Annotated in this window: 7 protein-coding genes and 1 pseudogene; 1 reads left to right on the plus strand and 7 read right to left on the minus strand. The window is 64.1% G+C overall.

The genetic code is table 11. The features are described 5' to 3' along the window. Positions 1 to 40: 40 nt before the first annotated feature. Positions 41 to 1,291: a sarcosine oxidase subunit beta gene (locus AAHM40_RS07535; RefSeq protein ID WP_342244091.1), complete on the minus strand. Its 1,251-nt coding sequence runs from the start codon at positions 1,289 to 1,291 to the stop codon at positions 41 to 43. Positions 1,292 to 1,306: 15 nt separating this feature from the next. Next, complete coding sequence (gene glyA / locus AAHM40_RS07540; RefSeq protein WP_028631174.1) at positions 1,307 to 2,560, minus strand: serine hydroxymethyltransferase; 1,254 nt, start codon at positions 2,558 to 2,560, stop codon at positions 1,307 to 1,309. A 380-nt stretch (positions 2,561 to 2,940) separates the two neighbouring features. Here glyA and AAHM40_RS07545 point away from each other — a divergent pair, with 380 nt between their 5' ends. Further along, positions 2,941 to 3,960 carry a GlxA family transcriptional regulator gene (locus AAHM40_RS07545; RefSeq protein WP_342244092.1) on the plus strand — a complete coding sequence of 340 codons (1,020 nt, stop codon included), beginning with the start codon at positions 2,941 to 2,943 and terminating at the stop codon, positions 3,958 to 3,960. 379 nt (positions 3,961 to 4,339) lie between these two features. On the opposite strand, the gene AAHM40_RS07550 is transcribed toward AAHM40_RS07545, so the two are convergent. The 5 genes and pseudogenes from AAHM40_RS07550 to AAHM40_RS27205 form a co-directional block, all read right to left on the minus strand. Then, the gene (locus AAHM40_RS07550) at positions 4,340 to 5,734 is read right to left on the minus strand and encodes a purine-cytosine permease family protein (protein WP_342244093.1); all 1,395 of its coding nucleotides are present in this window, start codon (positions 5,732 to 5,734) and stop codon (positions 4,340 to 4,342) included. 88 nt (positions 5,735 to 5,822) lie between these two features. After that, entirely contained in the window at positions 5,823 to 6,605 is a 783-nt protein-coding gene (locus AAHM40_RS07555) for a creatininase (RefSeq protein ID WP_342244094.1), read from the minus strand. 122 nt (positions 6,606 to 6,727) lie between these two features. After that, on the minus strand, positions 6,728 to 8,071 hold the full coding sequence (locus AAHM40_RS07560) for an MFS transporter (protein WP_137823857.1): 1,344 nt from the start codon (positions 8,069 to 8,071) through the stop codon (positions 6,728 to 6,730). Between the two features lie 295 nt (positions 8,072 to 8,366). Next, positions 8,367 to 9,578: a M24 family metallopeptidase gene (locus AAHM40_RS07565; RefSeq protein ID WP_342244095.1), complete on the minus strand. Its 1,212-nt coding sequence runs from the start codon at positions 9,576 to 9,578 to the stop codon at positions 8,367 to 8,369. Between the two features lie 557 nt (positions 9,579 to 10,135). Next, a pseudogene (locus AAHM40_RS27205) lies at positions 10,136 to 10,444 on the minus strand (helix-turn-helix domain-containing protein); the annotation flags it as partial. Positions 10,445 to 10,917 lie beyond the last annotated feature (473 nt).

A 10,917-nucleotide genomic window follows, 5' to 3' on the forward strand; every position in this document is an offset into this window, starting at 1 on the left:
CCCTCACCCCAGCCCTCTCCCGGCGGGAGAGGGAGCTTGATCAGTGCGCTACCGCGGCAGCCCCGTGTTCATCGATCAACGCGCCGGAATGGAAACGGTCGATGGAGAAGGGCTTGGCCAGCGGGTGCATCTCGCCACGCGCCAGGCTCGCCGCGAACACGTGGCCCGAACCCGGGGTGGCCTTGAAGCCGCCGGTACCCCAGCCGCAGTTGAAGAACAGGTTCTTCACCGGGGTCTTGGAGATGATCGGGCAGGCGTCCGGGGTGGTATCCACGATGCCGCCCCACTGACGGTTCATGCGCACGCGGGAGAGGATCGGGAACATTTCCACGATGGCCTGCAGGGTGTGCTCGATGGTCCCGTAGGAACCGCGCTGACCGTAGCCGTTGTAACCGTCGATACCGGCACCGATGACCAGGTCGCCCTTGTCGGACTGGCTGATGTAGCCGTGCACGGCGTTGGACATGATCACGCTGTGGATAACCGGTTTGATCGGCTCGGACACCAGGGCCTGCAGCGGATGGGATTCCAGCGGCAGGCGGAAACCGGCCTGCTTGGCCATGTGCCCGGAGTTGCCGGCGGTGACCACGCCGACGCGCTTGGCACCGATGAAGCCGCGATTGGTTTCCACGCCAATCACCGCGCCATCCTGCTTGCGGAAGCCGAGTACTTCGGTGTTCTGCAAGAGGTCGACGCCCAGGGCGTCGGCAGCACGGGCGTAGCCCCAGGCCACGGCATCGTGACGGGCCACGCCGCCGCGACGCTGAACGGTGGAGCCCATGATCGGGTAGCGGGTGCTCTTGCTGCAGTCGAGGAAGGGAATCTCCTCGGCCACCTGGCGGGCGTCCAGCAGTTCACCGTCGACGCCGTTCAGGCGGTTGGCGTTTACCCGGCGAGCCGAGTCACGCATGTCCTGCAGGGTGTGGCAGAGGTTGTACACGCCACGCTGGGAGAACATCACGTTGTAGTTCAGGTCCTGGGACAGGCCTTCCCACAGTTTCATGGCGTGCTCATACAGCTGCGCGGACTCGTCCCACAGGTAGTTGGAGCGGACGATGGTGGTGTTGCGCGCGGTGTTGCCGCCGCCCAGCCAGCCTTTCTCCACCACCGCGACGTTCTTCACGCCGAATTCCTTGGCCAGGTAGTAGGCGGTAGCCAGGCCGTGGCCGCCACCGCCAACGATGATCACGTCATAGACCGGCTTCGGCGTCGGGTTGCGCCACATGCGTTGCCAGTTCTCGTGATGGCTCAGGGAGTGCTTGAACAGGCCGAAGCCGGAATAACGTTGCATGTTCGGACTCCTGGATCAGCGGTAGACGGGGAAGTCGGCGCAGAGACCGGCGACCTGTTTGGCCACCTGGGCCTCGACGTCGGCATCGCCGAGGTGGTCGAGGATGTCGCAGATCCAGCCAGCCAGCTCGATGCTCTGCGCTTCCTTGAAACCACGGCTGGTGATGGCCGGGGTGCCGATACGCACGCCCGAGGTCACGAAAGGCGACTGTGGGTCGTTCGGCACGGCGTTCTTGTTCACGGTGATACCGGCGCGGCCGAGGGCAGCGTCTGCCTCTTTGCCGGTCTTGCCCTGTTTGATCAGGCTGACCAGGAACAGGTGGTTATCGGTGCCGCCGGAGACCACGTCGTAGCCGCGGTCGATGAACACCTTGGCCATGGCTTTGGCGTTCTTGATGACCTGCGCCTGATAGTCCTTGAAGCCGGGCTCCAGCGCTTCCTTGAAGCACACGGCCTTGGCGGCGATCACGTGCATCAGCGGGCCGCCCTGGGCGCCAGGGAACACGGCGGAGTTCAGCTTCTTCTCGATCTCTTCGTTGGACTTGGCCAGGATCAGGCCGCCACGCGGACCGCGCAGGGTCTTGTGGGTGGTGGTGGTGACCACGTCGGCGTAGGGCAGCGGGTTCGGGTACAGGCCAGCGGCCACCAGGCCAGCGACGTGGGCCATGTCGACGAACAGCAGTGCACCGACCTTGTCGGCGATGGCGCGGAAGCGCGGGAAGTCGAGGGTCTTGGAGTAGGCGGAGAAGCCGGCGACGATCATCTTCGGCTTGTGCTCAACGGCCAGGCGCTCGACTTCGTCGTAGTCGATCAGACCGGTGGCGGTGTCCAGGCCGTACTGCACGGCGTTGTAGAGCTTGCCGGAGGACGACACCTTGGCGCCGTGGGTCAGGTGGCCGCCATGGGCCAGGCTCATGCCGAGGATGGTGTCGCCGGCGTTCAGCAGGGCCAGGTAGACGGCGCTGTTGGCCTGGGAACCGGAGTGCGGCTGGACGTTGGCGTAGTCGGCACCGAACAGTTGCTTGGCGCGGTCGATGGCCAGCTGCTCGACCTTGTCGACGAACTCGCAGCCACCGTAATAGCGCTTGCCCGGGTAACCTTCGGCGTATTTGTTGGTCAGGCCACTGCCCTGGGCCTCCATCACGCGCTTGCTGGTGTAGTTCTCCGAGGCGATCAGCTCGATGTGGTCTTCCTGACGGTGCTCTTCTTCCTGCATCGCGCTGAACAGTTCGTCGTCGTAACCCTGGATCTGGTCTTGCTTGCTGAACATCGATGATCTCCTGCGACAACCCGCTGTCGTCTCTGTTGTTTTGGGGGCTCTGCACCGACCGCTGAAATACTGTCGGTATCTGCCTGTTGCGGCCGATTGTGCGAAATAGCCGGACACCCCGTTTGCCTGTTTGCGACGTGTAAATGCCCAAACCTACCCAGGCAGCGAAGTAAAACCGTTCGATTACCGGAGACCGCTTCGCTGGCCCCCTGATTTCACGCCGGACGCCGCTGATGCCGGGTTGGAATGGGTGTAAGCTGGAACCCGGCGCAGGCCCGCTCCCGCGCTGCAGAACAATAAAAAGTCAGAGCTGCATTTCGACGTCTGCCTCACCCGCCTATACCCAAAAACGACAGTCGAAGCAGTGGAGGAAGAGCCAAATGGCTGTTGCGAACCTTGCGGCGCCGCCCGTCGACGAAACATCAGGCCAACCCCGGCCGGCCGGAGTGAAGACCTTCGGCTTCCTGTTGATCCCCAACTTCACCACCATCGGCTTCGCCTCGGCGATCGAGACCCTGCGCATGGCCAACCTGGCCGCCAAGCGCAGCCTGTTCCGTACCCTGCTGATCGCCGCCGACCCGGAGCCCGTGCAGGCCAGCAACGGCATGCGCGTAGTGCCCGACCACACGATAGACGACGCCCCCGCGCTGGATGCCCTCTTCGTCGTCGGCTCCAACCCCATGCCAAGCCGCTACGACCGGCGGCTGCTGCACTGGGTACGTAAGCTGGCCCAGCACGATGTGGCGCTGGGCGGCATCTGCACCGGCAGCCACCTGCTGGCCAGCGCGGAGCTGCTCAAGGGCTACCGCTGCACCGTGCACTGGGAGGACATCGAACAGGTCAAGGACAAGTTCCCCGGCATCGTCATCTCCAACCAGCTGTTCGAACTGGATCGCAACCGCTACACCTGCTCCGGCGGCACCGCGTCCATGGACATGACCCTGCAACTGATCGCCCGCGAACCGGGCGGCGTGGAGATCGCCACCCGTGCCGCCGAACTGCTGCTTTGCGACCGCATGCGCGGCGCCCGCGAACAGCAGCGCGTTCCGCTGCGACAGAAGCTCGGCCATGCGCAGCCGAAACTGAGCCAGATCGTCGCGATCATGGAAGCCAACCTGGAGGAACCGCTGGAGTTGGAAGAACTGGCGCAGCTCAATGAGGTGTCGGTGCGCCAGCTGGAACGGCTGTTTCACAAGTACCTTGACCGCACCCCCAGCCAGTACTACCTGGAACTGCGCCTGAACCGCGCCCGCGACCTGCTGCTGCGCAGCGAGTCCCAGGTACGCGACATCGCCCTGGCCTGTGGCTTCGCCTCACCGGCGCACTTCTCCAAGTGCTACAGCCGGTTCTTCGGCCACTCCCCGCGCGGCGAGCGCAAGCAGAGTCCGTTGCACGGCTGAGGGGCGATTGGGATCTGTAGGGGCGAATTCATTCGCCAAGGGCACCGACGCTGCCCCCGTCAGGCTCCCGAGGCAGACCTGCGGCCTGCTTGGCGAATGAATTGGCTATGTTTGCATGACGTGTTGTAGGCAGCTGCATTGCCCGTAGGAGCTGGATTGCCAGCGAATGGCCCCGTTTCGCTGGCAAGCCAGCTCCTACAAGGCTCTTGGCCGGATGGGAAATCTCTCGCAACAGCTAACGCAGACATAGCCAATGAATTCGCCCCTACAACACAAGCAGCACCCCGCCCGGTAGGAGCGAATTCATTCGCGGAACGCCCCAAAACAAAAACGCCGCCCTCCTCCCGGAGAGCGGCATTTTTGATTCAGGCCCCTCGAATCAGGCGTCCCGTTCAACGCCTCCGCTCAGGGCCAGTACCGGCTTCTTCGCCAGCAGCCAGTAGAGCAGCCCGGATACCAGGATGGCCGGGAAACTTGCAGTGATCTGTTCCGCCACGTCCTTGAATACATGGGCGAGCAGGAAGTAGACGGCGAAGCCCACTACCAGCGCGGCGATCCCGGCCGGGTTCCAGCCGTTGCTGCCGTAGTAGGCACCGCCGGCTTCGGCGAACAGGTCACGGTCGGACAAGCGTTTGCCACGCACGCAGAAGTAGTCCACCAGGATGATGGTCCAAAGCGGAATGAAGATGCCGCCGATCACGCCGAGGAAGGCTTCGAAGTAATGCAGGAAGGAGTCGAAGGCCATCGGCACGAAGCACAGCGCCAGCTGCAGCACGACGATGATCGCCAACGCCTTCTTCGGGGTGAGGCCCTTGAAGGCGCCCAGCAGGCCCATGCCCGAGCCGTAGAGCACGGTCACGTTGGTGCTCACGGTGGCGAAGATCAGCACCAGGAACGACACCATGCCCAGGCCCAGGGTCGCCAGGGTGGAGCTGGGATCGGAGTTGTTCGGATCCACGAAGCCACTCTGCAGCGCAACGCCAATCGCCCCGACCGCGCCGATGACCATGAACCAGCCCTGGCCGATGTTCAGCCCCAGCCAACTCCCCACGCTGGCCGCCGTGCCGGTCTTGGAGAAGCGCGAGAAATCCGCCACCTGTGCCCAGGTCCAGGAGAAGCCGAACGCCAGGTCGATGAAGAAGGCCACGCTGTGGGTCGGCGCCGCCACCTTGAACTCCATGATCTGCTTCAGCTCCCACTGCGACAGCACGACGTAGGTTACCCAGGCGCCCAGCACCAGCAGCAGGATGCCGGCCACGCGCTCCAGGTAGCGGATTGCCTCATGGCCGAGGAAGGTGATCACTCCTTGGGCAATGGCAGTCAGCAGAATGCCGAGCACCATCGGTCCCGCCGAGCCGGGCTGGCCGAAGGTCGGCCAGCCGAACGCCGCGCCGAACACGTGGGTGAGGGAAATGGCGGCGATGAAACTGTTCACGCTGGGCCAGCCGATCAGCACCAGGAACTGGGCCACTCCGGTAAGCTGCGAGCCCTTGGTACCAAGGGACGGACGGGCGACCACCGCCGTGCTGGCGCCGTAGCGATAGCCGATGTAGGCCACCACGGCCCAGGGAATCATCATCAGTGGCAGCCAGAGAAGGCTGTATTGCAGGACGAAGACCATGCCCAGTGAGGCGGCCATGCCGCCGAAGAACCAGGAACCGGTGTTGATGCCGGAGCCGAACCAGGTCCAGACCGTGTCGACGAAGCCGTAGCTGCGTTCCTCGGGCTTGATCTGGCTGAGACCGTACTCTTTATGTGCGTCTGAATTCGACATAGCTGAAACTTCCTCGGAGCCCACCGTGGCGGGCCCTTGTTGTAGTTGTTGAAGTCGCTTGTTCGGTGTTCTGAAACGCAATGCCTCGTCAGGCGGGCGGGAACTCCTGGGTGATGGCCTCGCTGATGCCTTCGACGCAGACCTCCAGGATCAGCTCGCCCTTCTCCCGGCTGGCCGTCTTCGCCGACGACAGGGTGCCCGGGGCCGGCGTGCGCGTCGGGTCCACCGGGAACACGTCATAGGGCGGGAAGGTGGCCGGTGGGTGATCGACGACGCGATCCAGGTCCACCAGATCCGGGTACAGGGCGAGCATCAGCGAGGTTTCGAAGACGCCACCGTGCTCGATGTCCCAGCCGAGGAAACCTTCAGGATAGAGACGCTGGATCACCGCCGGATCCTTCACGAAATCCCAGTAGGAGAGCACCACCACCTTGAAGTCGTGGATACCGGCATAGCGCAGCTCGCGCAGGGCGAGGTCGATACCTTCGACGATGAACATGGAGTTTTCGTAGTGGCCGTTCATCAGCACCAGGCGGCGCGCGCCGTGGCGGGCCAGCTCGCGGATGATGTCCTGCACCGTACCGGTCAACGTGGCGCCGTCCAGGCTGGTGGTTCCGGGGAAGTGATTGCCGCCGCCGGACTTCTGCTGGGACTTGTAGCCGTACTGCAGGCCCGGCAGGACCAGCGCGCCGATATGCTCGGCAACCCGCTGGCACACCGCCGTGGGCAGCAGCACATCCACGTTCATGCACATGTGATGGCCGTGCTGCTCCAGGGCGCCGACCGGCAGCATCAGCACACAGTCGCCGCCTGCGACACGCGCCTCGTACTCCTTCCAGGTCAGCTCACCTACGAAAACACTCTTGCTCATCGAAATACTCCAGGAATTGTCGGCGCCAGACGGACTTCCGCTCATGGCATTGCATCAGAAGTGCGTGGACGACTTTTGTACGAATCCGACCCGAAGTTGGCAGGATCGCCAGGGGCCAGCCGTCAGTCGTCCGCCAGGGCCTTATGCGCCGTCTCGCGGATGGTCAGCATCGCCAGCAGCGCCACGGCCGCCGCGCCCACCAGCATCCAGGCCGGCGCCATCTTGTCGCCGGTCTGGCTGATCAACCAGGTGGCGATGAAGGGCGCGGTGCCGCCGAACAGGGCGTTAGCGGTGTTGAAGCTGAAGGCGAAACCGCTGTAGCGCACCCGCGTCGGGAAAACTTCCGCGAGGAAGCACGGCAGGGTGCCGTCATTCATCGCCAGCATCAGGCCGAAGGCGATCTGGATCAGCAGGATGAAGGCGAAGCCCTGCCCTTCCAGCAGGCCGAACAGCGGCAGCGTGAGGGCGAGGAACAGCAGCGACGCGGCAATCAGCATGGTCTTGCGACCGAAGCGATCGGACAGCTTGCCCATCAGGAAGATGAAACCGATGTAGGTCGCCAGCGACACGGTGGAAGCCAGGAACGAGTCGGTCTCGGTCATGCCCATCTCGGTGGAGAGATAGGTCGGCATGTAGCTGAGGATCAGGTAGAAGGCCACCGCGTTGAGGCAGGTGACGCCGATGGCCACCAGCACTTTCTTGCGATGCACGCCGAGGAGTTCGCGGATCGGCACCTTGTGCTCGGTTTCCTTCTTCGCCATCGCCTGTTCCATCTCGCGGAACTTGGGCGTGTCCTGCAGGTGCAGGCGGATATAGCGGCCGATCAACCCGAGGGGGGCCGCCAGCAGGAAGGGAATGCGCCACCCCCAGCTGTGCAGTTGCTCGGTGTCCAGCTGCGAATAGAGCAGTGCTGCGAACAGCGAACCAAAGAGCAGCCCAGCGGCGGTACTGGCCGGCACCAGGCTGGTGTAGAAGCCGCGTTTGTTGTCCGGCGCGTACTCGGCGAGGAAAGCCGCCGCACCCGCGTACTCCCCGGAGGCGGAGAAGCCCTGCACCAGGCGGATCAGCAGAAGCAGCAACGGCGCGAGCATGCCCACCTGGGCGTAGGTCGGTAGCAGCGCGATGCAGAAGGTGGCGCCAGACATGATGAGGATGGACAGGGACAGGGCGTTACGCCGGCCGTAGCGGTCGCCGATGTGGCCCCAGACGATGCCGCCGATGGGGCGGATGATGAAGGAAATGGCAAACACCGCGAAGGCCGCCAGCAAGCCGGTGGTCTTGTCCGTGGCGGGGAAGAACACGACGGCGATCACCGCCGCCAGATAGCCATAGGCGGCGTAGTCGAACCACTCGACGAAGTTGCCCATGAAGCTGGCAGTCGCCGCGCGGCGGAGCGTGCTGCGCTCGCTGCTGGACATTGGGCTCGCGGCCTGGCCGTAGGCCAGGGACTGGTTGGATGTGCTCATCGGGCACCCCCTTCACACGGGAGGTGCACCTGGAAGCCTGGAGTATGGACGGGAGCGCCCCGACCGTTGTTGAAAGACACACTGTCGGCCGCTCCCCGAAGGAGCGTTCCTGCAATAAACCTGACCATCGCCTGTACCTCTATTGTTATGTCGTGCTAGTTCGGCAGCGGGTAGTCAAAAGGCGGCGCGTGCACAGGGTCTGGACCCCGTGAATACCGCGCGTCGATTCTTGTTGTGGTGGTGCGTGAAACCACGGCCCGCGCAGGAGGTCGGCTCTGCGCGGGCGTGGACGAGGTTATTTGCGGATGATGTTTTTCTCCGGCCCGTAGGGGAATTTGGTGATGTTCTCGGCGCCGTTCTCGTTGACGATGAGGATGTCGTGCTCGCGGTAACCACCGGCGCCCAGCAGGCCTTCCGGCAGCATGATCATCGGTTCCATGGACACCACCATTCCGGGCTCCAGCACCGTGTCGATGTCCTCGCGCAGCTCCAGGCCGGCCTCGCGGCCGTAGTAGTGGCTGAGGGTGCCGAAGGAGTGGCCGTAACCGAAGGTGCGGTACTGCAGCACGTCGTGCTTGAGGAAGATCTCGTTCAGTTCGCGGGCAATGTCACTGCAGCGCGCACCGGGCTTGATCAGCTTGAGCCCGGCCTCATGCACTTCGACGTTGACCTGCCACAGGCGCAGGTGGTCGTCGGAGCAGTGGTCGAGGAACAGGGTGCGCTCCAGGGCGGTGTAGTAGCCGGCGATCATCGGGAAGCAGTTGAGGCTGAGGATGTCGCCCTTGTTCACCTTGCGCTTGGTGACCGGGTTGTGTGCGCCGTCGGTATTGATGCCCGACTGGAACCAGGTCCAGGTGTCCATCAGCTCCACGTCCTCGAAGGTGTCGGCGATGGCGCGGACCATGGCCTGGGTAGCGTGCAGCGCCACTTCGTACTCCGGCACCTGGTCGCGCAGGGCTTCCACCACCGCCGCGCCACCGATGTCGGCGATGCGCGCGCCGTGGCGGATCATCACGTGTTCTTCGGCGGACTTGATCATGCGCATGCGCATGCAGGCGGCGGCCACGTCCACCAGCTCGGCTTCGGGGTAGCGGGCGGCCAGCTTGTCGCGGTTCAGCAGATTCAGGTGATCGTGCTCGATACCGATGCGGCGTGCTTTCGGCAGGGCCTGCTGGATGGCGACGAAGTAGTTATCGCGCTGCCAGTCGGTGTAGACGATGTTGTCGGTGCCCTGGGTGCGACGCCACGGCTGGCCGCCGTCGATGTTGGCGCTGATGCTGATGACGTCGTCCTGGGTCACTACCAGCGCGTAGGGCCGGCCGAAGGAGCAGTAGAGGAAGTCGGAGTAGTAGTTGATGTTGTGGTAGGAGGTGAAGATCGCGGCGTCGATGTTCTCCGCCGCCAGGTGCGCGCGCAGTTTGGCTTGGCGGCTGGCGTATTCCTGGGCGGAGAAGGTGGAGCGAACCTTGTCGCCGTTACGGATGCGGAGCGTCTTGGGCATTTGCATGGCGTGAACCCTTGTTGTTTTCCACTGACTCGACACACCGGACTGGTGGGCCGTTGGACAGCATTGCAACAGAAGCAACCGGCCACTTTTTGTGCGAATCCGACCCGAAGTTGGTCAGATCCGCTGGGGTCCGAGCGACTCAGGCCTCCCTCACCCCCCCGCCCCTCTCCCGGAGGGAGAGGGGTGACTGTTCGCGCAGACCACTCCCTCTCCCCCTGGGAGAGGGCTGGGGTGAGGGAAGCCGGGTTTGCTCGGATCTACCTACAGGCACGAACTGCGCTTGCTGTAGGGGCGAATTCATTCGCCATGTCTGCGTTAGCTGTTGCGAGAGATCTACCCTCTGGCCAAGAGCCCTGTAGGAGCTGGCTTGCCAGCGAAACGCCGCCATTCGCTGGCAAGCCAGTTCCTACAGGCAGAATTCGCCCTACAGGAAACACGCCACCACCTCGACCACCAAAAAAAACGGGCCCGGACCGTGCTGCCAGGCACGGGCGGGCCCGAAGTGGTGCCAAGGGTGCTCAGTGCATCGCGGCGCGGCAGAGCTGCGGCTTGTCCAGCCGTTCGTTGCTGGGCGGGATGCCGAAGTGCTCGCGGTAGCACTTGGAGAAATTCTGCGCAGAGAGGAAGCCGCAACCGAAGGCCACCTGCACCACCGGCAGGGCGGTCTGGCGCAGCAGTTGGCGGGCACGCAGCAGGCGCAACTTGAGGTAGTAGCGCGACGGTGAACAGTGCAGGTACTTCTGGAACAGCCTTTCCAATTGGCGCCGCGACAGCTCGATGAAGCTGGCCAGGTCATCCAGGTCGATGGGTTCTTCCAGGTTGGCCTCCATCAGCGCGATCACTTCCTGCAGCTTGGGCTGCGCGCTGGCCAGCGCTTCGCGCAGGGTCAGCCGGCTGGCCCAGGCCGGGATGCTTTCGTCGTCCTGAAGCAGACCGGCCTCGGCCAGCACAGCGCGGGCAGACTCCAGTGCGCCCAGCTTCACGCCGAGGGCGGACAGGTCGCGCAGTTGCTCGAGCAGACCGGCGTCGGCGAGTGGCGCGCAGTCGCCGCCGCAGAGAATCAGGGCGTCCAGTTCGCGCGCCTCGACGAGGCTGCCTTCGGGCGTTAGCTGCATGCCGTTGTCGGCGCGCACCGGGGTGCCGTCGCACGTCAGGGTGCACCAGTGATAGAGGCCCGTTCCGGACAGCTGGTTGGCCAGGCGCAGCGGCTCGAGGGCGCCGGCCAGTGCGATCAGGCTGAAGTCATCCAACAGCAGGAAGCCGATGGATTCGAAGCGGGTTTCAGGCTTCCGCAGGGCTTGATAGGCGCTCATGGCATCAGCACTCCACGGCGCTCACG

This window comes from Pseudomonas sp. OTU5201 (genome assembly GCF_038440135.1).
GTDB lineage: Bacteria > Pseudomonadota > Gammaproteobacteria > Pseudomonadales > Pseudomonadaceae > Metapseudomonas > Metapseudomonas resinovorans.